Source organism: Vitreoscilla massiliensis, from assembly GCF_001457815.1.
GTDB classification, from domain to species: Bacteria; Pseudomonadota; Gammaproteobacteria; order Burkholderiales; family Neisseriaceae; genus Vitreoscilla; species Vitreoscilla massiliensis.
Genome location: NZ_LN898220.1, coordinates 23,871 through 41,059, shown reverse-complemented (window position 1 = coordinate 41,059; position 17,189 = coordinate 23,871). Strand labels below are relative to the sequence as shown.

General features: G+C 49.6%; 18 protein-coding genes. 16 read left to right on the top strand and 2 right to left on the bottom strand.

Annotated features, from left to right (window positions below):
• Window position 1: 1 nt before the first annotated feature.
• From BN3003_RS09000 to hfq, 6 genes are all read left to right on the top strand, one after another.
• Entirely contained in the window at window positions 2–844 is an 843-nt protein-coding gene (locus BN3003_RS09000) for a helix-turn-helix domain-containing protein (RefSeq protein WP_058356329.1), read from the top strand.
• Window positions 841–2,106: a flavodoxin-dependent (E)-4-hydroxy-3-methylbut-2-enyl-diphosphate synthase gene (gene ispG / locus BN3003_RS08995; RefSeq protein ID WP_058356328.1), complete on the top strand. Its 1,266-nt coding sequence runs from the start codon at window positions 841–843 to the stop codon at window positions 2,104–2,106. Before BN3003_RS09000 ends, ispG begins: the two co-directional genes overlap by 4 nt.
• Window positions 2,107–2,120: 14 nt before the next feature.
• Window positions 2,121–3,410, top strand: a complete 1,290-nt coding sequence (hisS, locus tag BN3003_RS08990; RefSeq protein WP_058356327.1) for a histidine--tRNA ligase — start codon at window positions 2,121–2,123, stop codon at window positions 3,408–3,410.
• Between the two features lies 1 nt (window position 3,411).
• Window positions 3,412–4,032 (top strand): YfgM family protein, encoded by a 621-nt coding sequence (locus tag BN3003_RS08985; protein WP_058356326.1) that lies wholly within the window; start codon window positions 3,412–3,414, stop codon window positions 4,030–4,032.
• An 88-nt stretch (window positions 4,033–4,120) separates the two neighbouring features.
• On the top strand, window positions 4,121–5,569 hold the full coding sequence (gene der, locus BN3003_RS08980; RefSeq protein ID WP_058356325.1) for a ribosome biogenesis GTPase Der: 1,449 nt from the start codon (window positions 4,121–4,123) through the stop codon (window positions 5,567–5,569).
• Window positions 5,570–5,647: 78 nt separating this feature from the next.
• Complete coding sequence (gene hfq, locus BN3003_RS08975; protein ID WP_058356324.1) at window positions 5,648–5,908, top strand: RNA chaperone Hfq; 261 nt, start codon at window positions 5,648–5,650, stop codon at window positions 5,906–5,908.
• 212 nt (window positions 5,909–6,120) lie between these two features.
• Here the strand turns inward: hfq and BN3003_RS08970 are convergent, their stop codons facing one another.
• Window positions 6,121–6,630, bottom strand: coding sequence for a hypothetical protein (locus BN3003_RS08970; RefSeq protein WP_058356323.1), 510 nt, complete (start codon window positions 6,628–6,630; stop codon window positions 6,121–6,123).
• An 86-nt stretch (window positions 6,631–6,716) separates the two neighbouring features.
• The gene (locus BN3003_RS08965; protein ID WP_058356322.1) at window positions 6,717–7,880 is read right to left on the bottom strand and encodes an NAD(P)H-dependent flavin oxidoreductase; all 1,164 of its coding nucleotides are present in this window, start codon (window positions 7,878–7,880) and stop codon (window positions 6,717–6,719) included.
• A gap of 358 nt (window positions 7,881–8,238) precedes the next feature.
• On the opposite strand from BN3003_RS08965, the gene BN3003_RS08960 reads away from it, so the two are divergent.
• The 10 genes from BN3003_RS08960 to nagZ all read left to right on the top strand — a co-directional run bounded on the left by BN3003_RS08960 (window position 8,239) and on the right by nagZ (window position 17,164).
• Entirely contained in the window at window positions 8,239–9,846 is a 1,608-nt protein-coding gene (locus BN3003_RS08960) for a YdgA family protein (protein ID WP_058356321.1), read from the top strand.
• 9 nt (window positions 9,847–9,855) lie between these two features.
• Window positions 9,856–10,584: a DNA polymerase III subunit epsilon gene (dnaQ, locus tag BN3003_RS08955; RefSeq protein WP_058356320.1), complete on the top strand. Its 729-nt coding sequence runs from the start codon at window positions 9,856–9,858 to the stop codon at window positions 10,582–10,584.
• Window positions 10,581–11,291, top strand: coding sequence for a 2-C-methyl-D-erythritol 4-phosphate cytidylyltransferase (gene ispD, locus BN3003_RS08950; protein WP_058356319.1), 711 nt, complete (start codon window positions 10,581–10,583; stop codon window positions 11,289–11,291). Before dnaQ ends, ispD begins: the two co-directional genes overlap by 4 nt.
• 17 nt (window positions 11,292–11,308) lie before the next feature.
• Window positions 11,309–11,788 carry a 2-C-methyl-D-erythritol 2,4-cyclodiphosphate synthase gene (gene ispF, locus BN3003_RS08945; protein WP_058356318.1) on the top strand — a complete coding sequence of 160 codons (480 nt, stop codon included), beginning with the start codon at window positions 11,309–11,311 and terminating at the stop codon, window positions 11,786–11,788.
• A gap of 54 nt (window positions 11,789–11,842) precedes the next feature.
• Window positions 11,843–12,514 carry a ribose-5-phosphate isomerase RpiA gene (rpiA, locus tag BN3003_RS08940; RefSeq protein WP_058356317.1) on the top strand — a complete coding sequence of 224 codons (672 nt, stop codon included), beginning with the start codon at window positions 11,843–11,845 and terminating at the stop codon, window positions 12,512–12,514.
• Window positions 12,515–12,591: 77 nt separating this feature from the next.
• Window positions 12,592–13,143, top strand: coding sequence for a cob(I)yrinic acid a,c-diamide adenosyltransferase (locus BN3003_RS08935; protein ID WP_058356316.1), 552 nt, complete (start codon window positions 12,592–12,594; stop codon window positions 13,141–13,143).
• Between the two features lie 30 nt (window positions 13,144–13,173).
• Window positions 13,174–13,758, top strand: a complete 585-nt coding sequence (locus BN3003_RS08930; RefSeq protein WP_058356315.1) for a thermonuclease family protein — start codon at window positions 13,174–13,176, stop codon at window positions 13,756–13,758.
• On the top strand, window positions 13,755–14,387 hold the full coding sequence (nth, locus tag BN3003_RS08925) for an endonuclease III (RefSeq protein ID WP_058356314.1): 633 nt from the start codon (window positions 13,755–13,757) through the stop codon (window positions 14,385–14,387). The genes BN3003_RS08930 and nth overlap by 4 nt, the downstream gene beginning before the upstream one ends.
• A gap of 145 nt (window positions 14,388–14,532) precedes the next feature.
• Complete coding sequence (locus BN3003_RS08920) at window positions 14,533–16,017, top strand: DegQ family serine endoprotease (RefSeq protein WP_108721520.1); 1,485 nt, start codon at window positions 14,533–14,535, stop codon at window positions 16,015–16,017.
• Window positions 16,018–16,078: 61 nt separating this feature from the next.
• Window positions 16,079–17,164, top strand: coding sequence for a beta-N-acetylhexosaminidase (gene nagZ, locus BN3003_RS08915; protein WP_058356312.1), 1,086 nt, complete (start codon window positions 16,079–16,081; stop codon window positions 17,162–17,164).
• Window positions 17,165–17,189: the final 25 nt, after the last annotated feature.

Sequence of the window (17,189 nt, the reverse complement as noted above, 5' to 3'; positions counted from 1 at the left end):
CATGTCAGAAGAGAGCGCTATCAATCAAGCTGCAAAAGAGCTTGGCGCCTTATTGAAAGCCAAACGCACCGAAAAAAACATTGCCATCGGTGAAGTGGCTGAACGTTTGAAATTTTCAGCCAAACAAATTGAAAGTTTGGAAAGTGGTGATTACAAAGGTTTGCCTGAACCGATTTTTGTTAAAGGTTTTATCAAAACCTATGGTCGGTTTTTGGGTTTGGATGCCGAACAAATTACCCCATTTTTGAATGAGGTGTTTCCTAGTCAAGTGACTGCGGCTCCTGCCGCGCCAGTGGCTGAAACTCGTGACAGCTTGAATTTCCAAGACCAAAAGAAAAGCAAAAGTTTTCCAAAATGGTTGCCGTTGGTGGTCGTGGTGGCTGCAGTAGTGGGTGCGGTGTATTTGTGGCAATCCAAATCCAGTGAACAAACACGTCAACAAGAAAAATCCACTTTGGAAGTGGGTGATGTGGCACAACCGCAATTGGCGACCGACAATGTGCAAGTGGTACCTATGAAAGCTTCTGCGACCACAGCAGCCACCGCCAGTGCGTCAGTGGGAGCCAGTGCTCCTGCCGCAGCCAGTGCGGTAGCGGCGGATGGCAGCATTCAAATCAAAATTCGTTACCGTTCTAATTTGATCGTGACCGATGCCGATGGCACACCATTGCACAGTGGCATTGTGGCTTCCAACTCTACCCACCAATTTAAGGGTAAAGCGCCGTATCAAGTACGCATCGGTTATGCCACAGGTTCAGAAATCAGTTTCAATGGTCAAGTCATAGACATTAAAAACCATTTTGTCGATGGCAAAACCGCAGCCTTAACGGTGCCACAACCATGAGTGAAATCAAACGTCGCCAAACCCAACAGGTACAAATAGGTCATGTTTTTGTCGGTTCTGACCACCCTGTTTTGGTACAGTCGATGACCAATACCGATACGGCCGATGCCGAAGGCACCGCTTTGCAAGTCAAAGCCTTGGCCGATGCTGGCTCGGAAGTGGTGCGCATTACCGTCAACAGCCCAGAAGCGGCCTGTAAAGTGGCTGAAATCCGCCAGCGCTTGGATGACATGGGGTGCAATACCCCGCTGGTAGGTGATTTCCATTTCAATGGTGAACGTTTGCTGCGTGATTACCAAGATTGTGCCAAAGCTTTGGCCAAATACCGCATCAATCCGGGCAATGTTGGTAAAGGCGTTAAAGGCGATGAAAAATTTGCCTACATGATAGAGCAAGCGGCTTTGCATGACAAAGCGGTGCGCATAGGCGTGAACTGGGGTTCTTTGGACCAAAGCTTGGCCAAAAAAATGATGGACGCCAATTTGGCTTTGGCTGAGCCCGCGCCTGCGGATGCGGTGATGAAAGAGGCTTTGATTACCTCAGCCTTAACATCGGCGCAAAAAGCCATAGACTTGGGTTTGCCGAAAAACAAAATCATCTTGTCGTGTAAAGTCAGCAATGTGCAAGATTTGATTGAAGTGTATTCAGACTTGGCGCAGCGTTGCGATTACCCATTGCATTTGGGTTTGACCGAAGCCGGTATGGGCAGCAAAGGCATCGTCGCTTCCAGCGCTGCTTTGGCGGTGTTATTGCAACAAGGCATAGGCGATACCATTCGCATTTCCTTGACGCCAGAGCCGGGTGCGCCGCGTACCCAAGAAGTGGTGGTGGCGCAAGAATTGTTGCAGACCATGGGTTTGCGCAATTTCACCCCTTTGGTGACCGCGTGTCCGGGTTGTGGCCGTACCACCAGTACCGTGTTCCAAGAATTGGCGCGCGACATTCAGCATTTCTTGCGTGAGCAAATGGCAGTATGGCGTTTGAAATACCCGGGTGTGGAAAGCTTGAATGTGGCGGTAATGGGTTGTGTGGTGAACGGACCTGGTGAAAGCAAATTGGCCGATATCGGCATCAGCTTACCGGGTACAGGTGAAACGCCGATTGCCCCCGTGTATGTCGATGGCGAGCGCAAGGTCACGCTGAAAGGCGACCATATGGCGCAAGAATTCATTGCCATCGTAGAAGAATATGTCGAAGCGAATTACGGTGAGAACGGTGCCAAACGCCGTCAAAATCGCGTGATTCCAATTCAAACTCGTTAAGATTTAAGAAGATTATGGGAAAAAAGGTTCAAGCTGTTAAAGGCATGAATGATTTGCTGCCAGTCACACAAAAAGATTGGCCAATTACTTCGGCTTTCTGGTTGGCATTCGAGCAAAAAATCAGCACATGGGCAGAGCAATACGCGTATCAATTCATTCGTACCCCCATTATTGAACCCACAGGATTGTTTGTGCGTTCTATCGGAGAGGAAACCGATGTGGTGGGCAAGGAAATGTACACTTTCGATGATTATGGTGAATCATTGAGTTTGCGCCCTGAAGGCACAGCTTCGTGCTTGCGCGCCGTGGTTGAACACAATTTGCTCTACAACGGCCCCATGAAGCTGTGGTATATGGGCCCGATGTTCCGCCATGAAAAACCACAAAAAGGCCGTTATCGCCAATTCCATCAAGTCGGTTGTGAGGCTTTGGGCTACAGCCAACCTGACGTTGATGCTGAAATGATTGTGATGACAGCGGATTTGTGGAAGCAATTGGGCATCTTGGATAAAGTGGAATTGGAAATCAATACCTTGGGTGTGTCGTCTGAACGCGCAGCCCACCGTGAGGCACTGGTGGCGTATTTGCAGCAACACGAAGCCCAGTTGGACGAAGACAGCAAACGCCGCATGCACACCAATCCTTTGCGTGTGTTGGATACCAAAAATCCCGACTTACAAGACATTGCCAACAATGCGCCGCGCTTGATTGATTTCTTGGGTGAAGAATCGTTGTCGCACCACCAAACTTTCAAAGCTTTGCTCGATGCTGTCGGCATCGCCTATGTGGAAAACCCACGTTTGGTGCGCGGCTTGGATTATTACAACAAAACCGTGTTTGAGTGGGTGACCAATGAATTGGGCTCGCAGGGCACGATTTGTGGTGGTGGTCGCTACGATGGTTTGATTGAAGAATTGGGCGGTAAAGAAGCGCCTGCCATTGGTTTTGCCATGGGCATAGAGCGCTTGTTATTGCTGGTGCAACAATCGGGTCAATTGGATGTGGCAGCTGATTTGGATGTGTTTGTGATGTACCAAGGTGCAGGCACAATGCAACAGGCTTTGACTGTGGCGACGCAATTGCGTCAAGCCGGCCTGAAAGTATCGCAATACTCGGGCAGCCAAAGCCTGAAAGCACAAATGAAAAAAGCCGATGGCAGCGGTGCGCGTTTTGCCGTCATCATCGGTGAAGAAGAGTTGGCCCAACAAAGTGTGAGTTTGAAAGACTTGCGCGGTGACAAAGGGCAGTTACAGGCCGCTTGTGGCGACTTGCTGCAACAATTACAACAATGGATGGCGCAATAACATGGCTTATAATGTTGAAGAACAACAAGACATTGATAACTTCAAACACTTTTGGAGCAAAGGTGGTAAGTGGTTATTTGTTTTATTGATTGTCGCTGCCTTGGCATACTTGGGCTATACCTTAAGTAAGTCTTATGCCAAAAGCCAAGATGAAGAAGCGGCGGCATTGGCCTACCAATTCGTCGAAAAAAGCAGCAAACACGATGCCAGCGCCTTGGCCGATTTAAAGACTTTGCAAGAGAAGCATGGTAAGTCTTTTGGGGCGGCCGAAGCCACGTTGATGGCAGCAGCGCAGGCTTTTGACGACAAGAAATACGATCAAGCTGAAAAACACTTGTTGTGGGTACAAAAAAATAACCCTGATACCTTTATTCAAGCCTTGAGCAACCAACGTTTGGCCATCGTGAAATTGCAGCAACAGCAATACGATGCGGCCTTGAAATTTGCTGATGCCAATGTACCAGCGGAATTGAAACCGATGATGTTGGAAACCAAAGGCGATATCTTGGCAGCCAAAGGTGATAAAACCCAAGCCAAAGCGGCTTATGCTGAAGCCTTAAAAAGCTTGGACAAAGACAAATCGCCCAATTACGAATTATTGAAATTTAAGGCAGAACAATAAATTAGCATCGCGCACGGCTGCCTCATGGTGAAAACCATGGGCAGCCGTCATGTATGTGACTTTCTGCCTTTCCCGTGAAGGAAACATTATGAAACCAACTATCGTGTTGGTCGGCCGACCGAATGTCGGCAAATCCACTTTATTCAATCGCCTGACCCGCAGCAAAGATGCGTTGGTGGCCGATTTGCCTGGTTTGACGCGTGACCGCCATTATGGTCATGGTCGTGTCGGTGAAAAGCCTTATTTGGTGGTGGATACCGGTGGTTTTGAACCCGTGGTCGACAGTGGTATTTTGTTTGAAATGGCCAAGCAAACCTTGCAAGCGGTAGACGAAGCCGATGCAGTGGTGTTTTTGGTTGATGCGCGCGTCGGTGTGACCCCGCAAGACAAATTGATTGCACAAAAATTGCGCATGAGTGGCCGGCCTGTATTTTTGGCCGTCAACAAAGGTGAGGGCGCCAACCGTGCCGTGGTATCGGCCGAATTCTATGAATTGGGTTTAACCGCTGAGCCGTATGTGATTTCCTCTGCCCATGGTGATGGCGTGTGGGATTTGATTGATGCGGTCTTGAGCGAATTCCCCGATGCGGTGGCCGATGAAGTGGCCACTGACCATCCCGTGTTTGCCGTCATTGGCCGCCCGAATGTGGGCAAATCGACGTTGGTGAATGCGATTTTGGGCGAAGAGCGTGTGATTGCGTTTGACCAAGCAGGCACCACGCGTGATTCCATCCACATCGATTTCGAGCGCGATGGCAAACCGTATACCATCATCGATACTGCCGGTGTGCGCCGCCGCGGTAAAGTGGACGAAGCGATAGAGAAATTCTCGGTCATCAAGTCCATGCAAGCGGTGGAAGCGGCGAATGTTGCAGTTTTGGTCTTAGATGCAAATCAAGACATTGCCGATCAAGATGCGACTGTGGCTGGCTTTGCCTTAGAAGCAGGTCGTGCTTTGGTGGTGGCGATTAACAAGTGGGATGCAGTCACGCCTGAACGCAAAGAGCAAATCAAAAAAGACATTGCCCGCAAGCTGTATTTCTTGGATTTTGCCAAATTCCATTACATTTCTGCCTTAAAACACAAAGGCATAGATGAATTGTTTGGCTCCATCCACCAAGCTTACAATGCCGCCATGATCAAAATGCCGACGCCGAAAATCACCCGTGTATTGCAATCGGCTTTGGAACGTCAACAACCGCCACGCGCAGGTTTGATACGCCCGAAAATGCGTTATGCCCACCAAGGTGGTGTGAATCCACCGATTATCGTCATACATGGCAATGCTTTACACAATATTAAAGACAGTTACACTCGTTATTTGATACAGACTTTCCGTAAAGCATTTAACCTCGAAGGCACGCCTTTGCGGGTGCAATACAAGTCTTCAGAGAACCCATTTGAAGAGAAGCGCGAACAAATTTCAGCCCAACCTTTGCGCCGTGCAAAATTAAGTAATCGCATTGCCAAAAAAGAAGAGAAAAAGCAACTAAAACGCAAGGTTAAAGTGAGTGTGAAGAAGAATGTTAAGTCATAGTGTGTTAGGATAATGCATTCCATCTGTTTACGGCTTACAAACAGATGCTTATCACAATAAAAACATGGAGTTTAAAGCATGAATAATAATAAAGGACAACTGTTACAAGATCCTTTCTTAAACGCACTGCGCAAAGAGCACGTGCCGGTGTCAATTTACTTGGTAAATGGCATTAAATTACAGGGTCAGGTTGAGTCTTTCGACCAATATGTGGTGTTGCTACGTAACACTTCTGTGACCCAAATGGTGTACAAACACGCCATTTCTACCGTCGTGCCTGCTCGTGCAGTCAGCATCAGCCATGACAATCCGAAAGGTGCGGCGCCAGCGGCCGAATAAGACATTGTAAAAGCCCCGGTAACGGGGCTTTGTTTTGCCTGTGTGTGCCGTGTCATTTCCATCATATTGGCGGTGAGTAATCCAGTTGCATGGCCAGCACTTGCTGGGAAACCGTGAGGATGGCACACCCATAGCTTGAGCGAGTGTGACGGTACTGTTGTTGCCTTGCTGATGCTTACAGGCCGCTTGTGTTCTGTAGGTATTGTTTCAGCCTAGAAGCCTAGCAATAACTTAACCAAAACCAAGCCGGTAAAAAATGTCAGTGGCAGAAAATTGTAGCTTGGTGGCTCTGAGTCTGGATGCTTGTGTTGGTTAAATTGGCTGGCATATTGCCATAACAACCAAGCACACAGGAAGCAAGCGAGTGCATAGCCACTGTTCCACAGTGTTGCTTGCCATTGTGCGATAGCGTAGACAGTGATCCCAAAACCCAAAACCAGATACAAGGTTTCCATGCCGTAATGCACGTGGTTGAGATTCACACCCAAGCGCGCCTTGAAAATGATTTGCGGTACAAGCCATGCCAGACCCCATGCCCACAGCAGCAACAGACACAGGCGTTGTGCTCTTTGGACAATGTTGTTGGCATCAATAGCAGAATAGGCTTCTGGATGCAGTCCAAAGTGCAAGCTCAAAGCGAGTATGCCCAATGCGGCCAAACGAAGGATGACAATGAAACATTTGGATACTATGGGCAGGGGGTATTCATAGCGCAGCAGCATGGCGGTAGATTCGCATTTAGAGTGTATGTCTCACAGCATAAATGAAAAAAGCCTCCCAGTGGGAGGCTTTTGCGTTTACAGGCCGCTTATTTGGCCAAAATGCTTTGTCCGGTTAACAAATATTCAATGGTGTCTTTAACAGAACGAATTTGGTTGCCAAACGGCAATGGGTCTTTACCACGGAAGAACAGGCCTTTGTTGACTTCGCCACGGAAAGCCGCTGCCAATTTCAAGTCGATACAGAATTGACCAATTTTATCCAAGCCATCGCGCAAGCCGCATTGGGTCAAACAGTTAATGCCTTGGGTGCAACGACGAGGGTCGTTTTTGGCATTGGCTTGCAAGGCTTCTTCACGTTTCAAATAGCTTTTCAAGAACGGTGTGTTCACACCGCGTGCAGGCAAACCGGCAACCGACATGAATTCAACGATTTGTTCGCCTTCTGCACCGGCCAAGGTGTTTTTGAAGTTGATGTGGGCATCGCCTTCGTGGGTGACCGCGAAAGCCGTACCCACTTGCACAGCCGATGCGCCCCATTGTTTCAAGGCAGTCGAAATTTTATCGAAATTGGCCATACCACCCGCCAAAATCAATGGAATTTTTTCACGTTCCAAGCCCAGTTTTTTGAACACTTCAAAAGTTTCTTCCAATACGCGGTCAAATTCAAAGCGCGCATCGTTCAAACCGGCTACGGTAGCGGCACCTAAGTGACCCGCTGCGTGATTAGGATGCTCAATCACGATGGCATCAGGCAATTTGTTTTTCTTCATCCAGCGTTTCAACACAATATTGATACCGCGAGACTCAGACAAAATCGGGAACAAAGCCACTTCTGGATGTTCTTCCACCATTTCTGGCAAATCCAATGGCAAACCCGCACCCATTACGATGGCGTGGGCGCCCGATTCACATGCTTGTTTTACCAAGGCTTGGTGGTCTTTTACGGCTTTCATCACGTTAACCGCAATCATGCCGCGACCTTCTGAATTTTTCAGCGCGGTTTTGATTTCACGGTCTAAGGCGATGCGGTTTAAACGGTCGTATTTTTCTTCCGTTGGGTCGATTTTGGAATCGGCCAACAAATCTTCATGTAGATGGCGCAAGTCAACACTGGCAATGGTACCCACGCCGTTTTCACGAGCCACCGCACTGGAAAGACTGGAAGCGGAGATGGCCACACCCATACCACCTTGTACGATGGGGATCAGCTCGCGTCCACGAATTTGCAGCGGTTTAAAATCGTTGTGCATGTGTCTTTGCTTTCGTCGTTATCATTATTGAGGCTGGAGTGTAACTCTATTAATAACAAAAGTGTACTTAATTAATAGAGCCGATGAAAATCATTCTTACTGTAAGTACTTATTTTGTAGGTGTTTTGGATTAGAGTGCATAAAATCGACACTTGGGAAATCCTCTGTTTTTGCGTCGACATTGTTATCAGAGCAATCAAATTGGTCAGCTTGATTTGGTATCTCAAGTGAGCAACAGTGTGGCGCAGATATATGACAAATCTGCGATGCTTAACAAGGCTTAACGCGCAGGCGCAGCAAAAGATGCAAATAAATGGTATGCTTCGCTTACTTTAAATATTGATATTTGATGTAGAAAATGATGAAAAAACGCTGGATGATGCCGCTGCTGATGGTTATGGCAGTAGTGGTATTGGTATTTGCGATATTGCCTTATTGGTTTGGCATTCGTACTGAAAAAACCATGCGCAGCCACCAACATTTGCTGGAGCAAAATGGGGTGGTGGAAGTGGTGAAATACGACTATGAACGCGGTTGGTTTGATTCCACCGAAACCACGGTATTGCGTTTCAGGCCGAATTTGGTGCAAAAATTGGGTGGCAATGTGCCAGACAATTTAAAAGCCATCATCAATGAGCCGTTTACCATTACCAATCACATCAAACATGGCCCGTTTGCTGGCGGTATCACGCCAGTGAAAGCGGTATCAACCTCTGATGTGGCGTTCAGTCCACGCGCCAAGCAAAGTTTGGAGCGTTTCTTCCGCAGCCAAGTGCCATTGACGGTGAAAAATCGTTTGAACCTGTTCGGTGGTGGGGTGATGAAACTGCAAGTGCCGGCATTCCAATATGAGGAATTGTCGGGCATCGCCATAGACTGGAAGGGTTTGGATGTCGAGCTGGATTACAGCGACAACTACGACAGTTATGAAGTGAAAAGCCACAGCGGTGGCATCAATGTCAAATTGGCGGACAAAGGCCAGTTGACCTTGGAAAACTTGGATTACACCGGTAATTCCAAGCAAAATTCTTCTGGTTTGAATGTGGGCAGCAACGAATTCAAAGTGGCCAAAGCGATGATGGCTTGGTCTGAAGGCGTGGATTACAACATCAAACTCAATTCCATCATCAATATGATGTCGGACTTGCAAATCGGTGCCTTCATCAATCCAACTGGTACGGTGGCGCCGAACAACATCGCGGTAAATAATTTCTCTTTGCAACGCTCTACCGATGAAAAAGACGGTTTTGCCAATGCCGAAGCGCTGATTCATTTTGACCAATTGCACTATGGTAAAGACGTGTATGGCCCGTTGAATGTCAAAGCCAGTGCCGAACATTTGCACGCTGCGGCTTTGGTGAAAATGAACGATGGTTTCTTCCGCTTGAGCAATACCAAATTGGATGAAACCCAATACCGCGATGCCTTGTTGAAATTGGCCAAAACCGAAGGTCTGCCGATTTTCACCAACAATCCGGTGTTTAAAATCTCCCAATTTGATTTGAAAATGCCCGATGGACAATTGAAATTCACCGCTGAATTTGGTTTTAAAGGTTTACAGGCCGCTGATATGGAAACCTTCAATGCCTTGATGGCCAAAACCGAGGCCAAAGTGCATGTGAATGCGCCGCAAGTGTTGTTGGAAAACTTGGCCGTGGCGCAAGCCGATTCCATCTTCTCAGTAGACCCAGATGTGGAAAATCCACCGAGCATGGATGAAGTGCGCGATACCGCGCGCATGTTGGTGCGTTCTACCATCAACAATATGGCCAGCGCTGGTTATTTAACCCAGCAAAACGGCATTGTCGACAGCGAGATGGTGGTGAAAAACAATGAATTGTTGCTCAATGGCAAGCGTTTTGAAACCGCGCCACAGCAAAACATTGACGATTTGATGGAAGAAGATGCGGCTGCCAGCGATGTGCAAGCGGCATCGGCTCCCGCCACCGCGTCAGCGGCGAAATAAGGCGCGAACATGGCTGCAAGACAAATCGTGCTCGATACCGAGACCACCGGCCTGTACGCCAATCAAGGCGATCGCTTGATTGAGTTTGCCGGTTTGGAAATGATAGACCGCCGTTTAACCGGCAAGTATTTGCATGTGTATGTGCATCCTGAGCGAGACATTGCTGAGGAAGCCATTGCGGTGCATGGCATTACCTTGGACATGTTGGCAGACAAACCCAAGTTTGCTGGCGTGGCCGAAGACATCGCCGAATTTCTGCGCGACAGCGAATTGATTATTCACAATGCCGCGTTTGACGTTGGTTTCTTGGACATGGAATTCAGTCGCATCGGCATGCCCAAGCTCGATACTGTGGTCAGCAAAGTCACCGATACGGTGGCGATGGCGCGCAAATTGTACCCCGGTCAAAAAGTCAATTTGGATGCCTTGTGTAACCGCTTGGGCGTGGACAAAACTAAGCGTGTGTTGCATGGCGCCTTAATCGACTGTGAGTTGTTGGCCGAAGTGTATTTGGGCATGACCCGCGGTCAATTCAGCTTGGATGTGAAGAATGCCGATGAAGGTGAGAGTGGGGCGCAAGCCTTAAGCCAATTCAAGCGGCCTGTAAACATGGCTTTCAAAGTGATAGGCATGGATGCAGAAGAAAGTGCCGCCCATGAGGCCTATGTCAAAGTCTTGGACAAAGCCGTCGGTGGCGACAGCTTGTACCGTCAACAATTGCAAGAGCCGCAAGCATGAGCGCACGTTTTTTTGCTTTGGTACCGGCTGCCGGCGTGGGCAGCCGTTTTGGTGCGCAGATTCCGAAACAATATACCGAAATTGCCGGCCAAAGCGTGTTAATGCACACGCTGCAGCGCTTATTGGCGTGTGAGGCCTTGGTGGGTGTGGCGGTGGTGTTGTCGCCCGACGATGGTTATTTTGGTGCCTTGACCTTGCCTGAATGGGCACAAAGCGAGCGTTTGCAAGTGTTGTATTGCGGTGGCGACAGCCGCGCTGAAAGCGTGCGCAATGGCATCGCCGCCTTAACTGCCGGACAGATGTTGCAAGATCAAGATTGGTTATTGGTACACGATGCCGCGCGCTGTTGTTTGCCAACAATGGCATTAGAGCGCTTATTGGCGGCGGCAGATGCTGACTGTGTGGGCGCAATTTTGGCCTTGCCAGTGGCCGACACTTTAAAGAAACAAACGCATACAGGCCGCATAGACCATACGGTAGACCGCAGTGGTTTGTGGCAAGCACAAACACCACAAATGTTCCGTGCGGCGGCCTTACAGGCCGCATTAAACCAAGTGGATTTGCAACACATCACCGATGAAGCCTCGGCAATGGAAGCGCAAGGCGTGTTTGCCCAATTGGTGCAAGGCGATGTGCGCAATTTGAAACTGACTTTGGCGCAAGACGCGACCTTGGTCGAGCTGTTATTGAACAGCGGTGATTTGTAGAAGATGTGGGAAAACAAATGAACATACGAGTGGGGCAAGGTTACGATGTGCACCAATTGGTGGCGGGCCGACCTTTAATCTTGGGCGGCGTGACCATAGATCATCACAAAGGCTTGTTGGGACATTCCGATGCCGATGCCTTATTGCATGCCTTGACCGATGCTTTATTGGGCGCGGCGGCTTTGGGCGACATTGGTCACCATTTCCCCGATACCGCCAGCGAGTTTAAAGGCGCAGACAGTCGCGTGTTGTTGCGCGAGGCGTACAAAAGCGTGCAAGCGCAAGGTTGGAAAGTGGTGAATGTCGATACCACCATCATTGCCCAACAGCCGAAATTGAAGCCGCATTTGTTGGCGATGCGCGAAAACATTGCCGCGGATTTGGGCCTCACGGTGCATGATGTGAACATCAAGGGCAAGACCAATGAAAAATTGGGCTATTTGGGGCGCGAAGAAGGCATAGAAGCGCAAGCCGTGGTGTTGCTTGTCGCGGCCTAAAACCTTACACTGTGAACAGAGTCAAACGCCCACCCCACAAGAAGGAAAGACAATATGACTACTCAAAATGAATTAAAACGACAAGCGGCTCGTCGAGCATTGGATTATTTACCTAACGATGATTACATCGGCGTGGGTTCGGGTTCGACCGTGGCGTTGTTTATTGAAGAATTGGCAGCAAAAAAAGACCGCGTGCGCGGTGTGGTGGCGGCTTCGTTGGAATCGCGTGAATTGCTGGAAAAATTGGGCATCAAAGTGGTGGCTTTGGCCGATGTGGGCAAATTGCCCGTGTATTTTGACGGTGCCGATGAAGTGAACCACTCTTTGCAAATGATTAAAGGCGGCGGTGCAGCGTTGTTGGGCGAAAAAATCGTTGCTCACGCTTCACGTCAATTCATTTGTATGGCCGATGAAAGCAAATACGTTTCAAAATTGGGCAAATTCCCATTGCCAGTTGAAGTGGTGCCGTTTGCCCGTTCGTGGGTGGCTTCACAATTGGTGAAATTGGGCGGTCGTCCCGTATTGCGCGAAAGCGTGATTACCCGTGGTGGGCATGAAATTTTGGATGTGCATGATTTGAGCATTTTGGAACCGATGAAATTGGAAGACGAAATCAACCGCATCCCCGGGGTGATGGAAAATGGGATTTTCGCCCGCCATCCTGCCGATGTGTTGGTGTTAGGCCATGCCGATCGTGCAGAAATCATTACCGTAGGCGCCAAATAATACAGGCCGCTTCATCAAGATGGAGCCGATGGGCTGTAACGGCACCATCGGCTTTTTTAATGTTTTAAGGGAATACCATGCCATACCGTTTAACTCAAATCATCACCAAAACTGGCGACAGTGGCACCACAGGTTTGGGCGATGGCTCGCGTGTGCCCAAGTCCAGCTTGCGCATCATCGCCATCGGCGAGGTGGATGAGCTCAATGCCCATTTGGGCGTGTTATTGACCATGAATGTGCCGGCCGACATCCGTGAGGTTTTGACCAAGATTCAACACCAATTGTTTGATTTGGGCTCTGAATTGGCGGTGCCAGGTTGGAGCTTGATTGACGATAATTACCTGCAATTCTTGGAACAATCGGCCGCCACATGGCACGCACAGTTAACGCCGTTGACCGAATTTATTTTGCCAGGCGGTTCGGCTGCCGCCGCGCAAGTGCATGTGGTGCGTACCGTTGCCCGCCGCGCAGAGCGCAGTGTGGTGGCCTTGCAAGACGCTGCAGTGGCGGTGTCGGGCAATGTGCAAAAATACCTGAACCGCTTAAGCGATGTGTTGTTTATCTTGGCGCGCGAAGTGAATCGCCGTGAAGGTGTCAGCGATGTGTTGTGGAAAAAAAGCCAATTCTAATTTTTGTCACTCGGAAGCAAAGTTTCAGCTGTGAATACACTGTTTTTAAGCACCCTCATCACCGGCTTGCTGCTGACGCAGGCCGCTTGTGGTCAAACCCAAACGGCGGCGACAGCAGCATCGTCTTGTGCCAATAAGCCTGACGACATTAGCGCCTATGCCAAACACAATTTGAAACAATACCAAGGCAAGGTGTTGCGCATCAGCGATGGCGACACACTGCAAGTGCGCGACCAAAACGGCCAAAAGCAACGCGTGCGTTTGGCATACATTGATGCTCCCGAAACCGAGCAAGCGGGTGGTCGCGACAGCCAACGCCAATTGCAACGCTTGCTCGACAATCAAACCGTCACCGTGCAAGTGGTGGACATCGACAATTACAAACGCCAAGTGGCGATTGTGTGGCAACAAGGGCGTGACATCAATGCTACCCAAATCGCGACTGGCATGGCGTGGCAATACGCGTCCATCGCCAAGCGCCAACAAACCTCACAAGGCTATCAGTATTACCACTGCTTAGAAGCCAGTGCCCGCAACAGCAAACAAGGCTTGTGGCGCAACAGCAAGGCACAAGCACCGTGGGAATACCGCCAACAACGCAGGCAAGCGCAATGAACTCATCCAAACGCCATGAAATTTTCAGCCGTTTACAGGCCGCTAATCCACATCCCTCCACCGAATTGGAGTTTGACGGTGCGTTTCAATTGTTGATTGCGGTGTTGTTATCGGCGCAAACCACCGATGTGGCGGTGAACAAAGTCACCAAGGTGTTGTATGCCTTGGCGCCCACCCCGCAAGCGATGTTGGAATTGGGCGAAGAGAAAGTCCGCGACACCATCAAAACCATCGGCCTGTACCGCACCAAAGCCGCCCATGTGATCGCCACCTGCGAGGCTTTGCTGAACACGTTTGGCGGCGAAGTGCCGCAAACACGGGCGGAGTTGGAAAGTTTGCCAGGCGTGGGGCGCAAGACCGCCAATGTGGTGTTGAACACCGCTTTCAGACAGCCTGCGATGGCAGTAGACACGCACATTTTCCGCGTCTCCAATCGCACTGGCATAGCCAAGGGCAAAAACGTGCGCGAGGTGGAAGACAAATTGGTGAAATACATCCCGAAAGAATTTTTATTGGATGCCCACCATTGGCTGATTTTACACGGTCGTTATACGTGTAAAGCGTTAAAACCGCAGTGCAGCAATTGCCTCATCGAAGATTTATGTGAATATAAGGCAAAAGCCTTATAAATGCGTAAATTTGCGTGTGCAATTGGGTGTAAAAATGCCATAATTTCACCGTATTACCACTATGATGATGACTTGGTAAACACATACCATTAGATGGACGACAAAGTAGTCAAAAAAGGATTTTTGAGTGAATAAAATCACGATAATGGCCACCGTGTGTATCACTGCTTTTGGCTTGAGTGCTTGTGATAAACCCGACTGGTTCAGTAAAAAAGATGATCGCAACAACACCGAATACGTTCAAGAGGTGAAACCCGCAGACAGCGATTCAGTGGCCATGTTATTGCCCGACTTTACCAAATTGGTGAATGAACAAGGTCCTACTGTTGTCAGCATCCAAGCGACCAAATCCGACAGCAATACCCAAGCCTATGAAGGCACCAGTGGCGAAGAAGACCCGATGCTCGAGTATTTCCGCCGCATGATACCTAATTTCCCGAATACGCCCAGCAATCCTGACAATCAGGAAGAAGACGAGGGCGCAAGCTTTGGTTCTGGTTTCATCATCAGTGCCGATGGTTATATTTTAACCAATACCCATGTGGTCAGCGGCAGCGACACCATCAAAGTGGTGCTGGCCGACAAGCGTGAATTTGAGGCCAAATTGGTGGGTTCGGACACGCAATCTGATGTGTCTTTGTTGAAGATTGAAGCCAAAGATTTGCCCGTCATCAAAGTGGGTCAGCCCGATGATTTGCGCGTGGGTGAGTGGGTGGCCGCCATTGGTGCGCCCTTTGGTTTTGATAACACCGTGACGGCTGGCATTGTGTCTGCCAAAGGCCGTTCTTTACCAAATGAAAACTACACACCGTTTATTCAAACCGACGTGGCCATCAATCCTGGTAATTCGGGTGGCCCTTTGTTCAACCTCAAAGGCGAAGTGGTCGGCATCAATTCGCAAATTTACAGCCGTTCAGGTGGCTTTATGGGCATCTCGTTTGCCATCCCGATTGATGTGGCCACCAATGTTGCCGAACAGCTGAAAAAATATGGTCGTGTGCGTCGTGCACAATTGGGTGTCATCATTCAAGAAGTGTCTTACGACTTGGCCAAATCGTTCAAGATGGACAAGCCAAGTGGTGCTTTGGTGGTGCGCGTGTTGCCAAATGGACCTGCGGCCAATGCCAAACTGCAAGTGCGTGATATCGTGCTGAAAGTCAATGGCGAGGCCATCCAGCGCTCCAGCGATTTGCCAGTATTGATTGGTGCCATGCAACCTGGTACCAAGATTGAGTTAACAGTGTGGCGCGATGGCAAAGAAGTGGTGGTGCCAGTGGAATTGACTGAGTTAACCGGTGAGAGCGCGATTGCCACACCTGAAACCAGTGGTGGCGATAATGCCGATACCAGCGCCCGCATCAACGTGCCCGAAGTGGGTTTGTTGTTGGCGCCGATGTCGGCTGCCGAAGCGGCACAGCGCGAGGTCAATGGCGGCTTGGTGGTGTTGGATGCCAAAGGCTTGGCGGCTGCATCAGGCTTGCGCCGTGGCGATGTCATCATTTCCGCAGGGCCTAACCCAATTACCGATGAAAAATCGTTGAAGCAAGCGTTGAGCGAGGCCACCACAGCAGCGCCATTGTTTGTGATGCGTGGTCAAGATACCTTCTTCTTGCCACTGCGCATCAAATAATCAACAGATGTGTACAGGCAGCGCCAAAACGCTGCCTGTTGCTATTTTAAGGAACACAATTATGCAAACTTTAGCCCGTGGCCCAGTGATGGCCGATGTTGCCGCTTTTGAGCTGACCGATGCCGAGCGTGCACGCTTGTTGCGCCCTGAAATTGGTGGGGTGATATTGTTTCGTCGCAATTTTGAATCTGTGGCGCAATTGAAAGCCTTGGTGGCCGAAATCAAAGCCTTGCGCACGCCTGAATTGGTCATTGCGGTTGACCACGAAGGTGGTCGGGTGCAACGCTTCATTCAAGGCTTTACCCGCTTGCCTGCAATGGCGGTATTGAACGATGTGTGGCAAGAGCAAGGCAAAGATGCCGCATTGGCTCAGGCCGAGGAAATCGGTTGGGTGTTGGCGGCAGAATTGCGTGCATGCGGCATTGATTTGTCGTTCACGCCTGTTTTGGATTTGAACTGGGAGCAGTGTGCCGTTATCGGCAACCGCAGTTTTTCTGCCGATGCGGTGGAAGTCAGTGAATTGGCCTTGGCTTTGCAACGCGGCTTGAAACGCGGTGGCATGAACAGCTGTGGCAAACATTTCCCTGGTCATGGCTTTGTCGAAGGCGACAGCCACCATGTTCTGCCGGAAGACAAACGTGATTTTGATGCCTTGTGGCAACACGACATCGTGCCGTTTGTGCACATGAGTGCTGCGGGCATGGACGCGGTGATGCCGGCGCATGTGGTGTATCCGCAAGTGAATGATCAGCCAGCGGGTTTTTCATCGTTTTGGTTGAAAAACATCTTGCGCGACAAAATCGGCTTTGATGGCATTATTTTCTCAGACGATTTGACCATGGAAGGCGCGTGCGGCGTGGGTGGCATTACTGTGCGCACCGAATTGTCCTTACAGGCCGGTTGTGACATTGCTTTGATTTGCAACCGTCCCGATTTGGTGGATGAATTGTTGTCAGAATGGACTTGGGATGCCAGTACGCAACCGAAATTGGCAGAGCGTTGGGCACGCGTGGCGGGACAAGGTTTACAGGCCGACTTTGAAGCCTTATTGCAAACCGAAGCCTTCCAACAAGCGCAGCAACGTGTGGCGGTATTGGCAACACCTAAAGATGTGCACAACGGTGTTAAAGTCGGCGAAGCGTATTAAGTCACATTTCAACAGAAGGGGAAGA

What these genes read in the sequence shown, in the direction of transcription:
- BN3003_RS09000 (WP_058356329.1), top strand. Translation starts at nt 2, where the DNA reads ATGTCAGAAGAGAGCGCTATCAATCAAGCTGCAAAAGAGCTTGGCGCC.
- ispG (WP_058356328.1), top strand. Translation starts at nt 841, where the DNA reads ATGAGTGAAATCAAACGTCGCCAAACCCAACAGGTACAAATAGGTCAT.
- hisS (WP_058356327.1), top strand. Translation starts at nt 2,121, where the DNA reads ATGGGAAAAAAGGTTCAAGCTGTTAAAGGCATGAATGATTTGCTGCCA.
- BN3003_RS08985 (WP_058356326.1), top strand. Translation starts at nt 3,412, where the DNA reads ATGGCTTATAATGTTGAAGAACAACAAGACATTGATAACTTCAAACAC.
- der (WP_058356325.1), top strand. Translation starts at nt 4,121, where the DNA reads ATGAAACCAACTATCGTGTTGGTCGGCCGACCGAATGTCGGCAAATCC.
- hfq (WP_058356324.1), top strand. Translation starts at nt 5,648, where the DNA reads ATGAATAATAATAAAGGACAACTGTTACAAGATCCTTTCTTAAACGCA.
- BN3003_RS08970 (WP_058356323.1), bottom strand. Translation starts at nt 6,630, where the DNA reads ATGCTGCTGCGCTATGAATACCCCCTGCCCATAGTATCCAAATGTTTC.
- BN3003_RS08965 (WP_058356322.1), bottom strand. Translation starts at nt 7,880, where the DNA reads ATGCACAACGATTTTAAACCGCTGCAAATTCGTGGACGCGAGCTGATC.
- BN3003_RS08960 (WP_058356321.1), top strand. Translation starts at nt 8,239, where the DNA reads ATGATGAAAAAACGCTGGATGATGCCGCTGCTGATGGTTATGGCAGTA.
- dnaQ (WP_058356320.1), top strand. Translation starts at nt 9,856, where the DNA reads ATGGCTGCAAGACAAATCGTGCTCGATACCGAGACCACCGGCCTGTAC.
- ispD (WP_058356319.1), top strand. Translation starts at nt 10,581, where the DNA reads ATGAGCGCACGTTTTTTTGCTTTGGTACCGGCTGCCGGCGTGGGCAGC.
- ispF (WP_058356318.1), top strand. Translation starts at nt 11,309, where the DNA reads ATGAACATACGAGTGGGGCAAGGTTACGATGTGCACCAATTGGTGGCG.
- rpiA (WP_058356317.1), top strand. Translation starts at nt 11,843, where the DNA reads ATGACTACTCAAAATGAATTAAAACGACAAGCGGCTCGTCGAGCATTG.
- BN3003_RS08935 (WP_058356316.1), top strand. Translation starts at nt 12,592, where the DNA reads ATGCCATACCGTTTAACTCAAATCATCACCAAAACTGGCGACAGTGGC.
- nth (WP_058356314.1), top strand. Translation starts at nt 13,755, where the DNA reads ATGAACTCATCCAAACGCCATGAAATTTTCAGCCGTTTACAGGCCGCT.
- BN3003_RS08920 (WP_108721520.1), top strand. Translation starts at nt 14,533, where the DNA reads ATGGCCACCGTGTGTATCACTGCTTTTGGCTTGAGTGCTTGTGATAAA.
- nagZ (WP_058356312.1), top strand. Translation starts at nt 16,079, where the DNA reads ATGCAAACTTTAGCCCGTGGCCCAGTGATGGCCGATGTTGCCGCTTTT.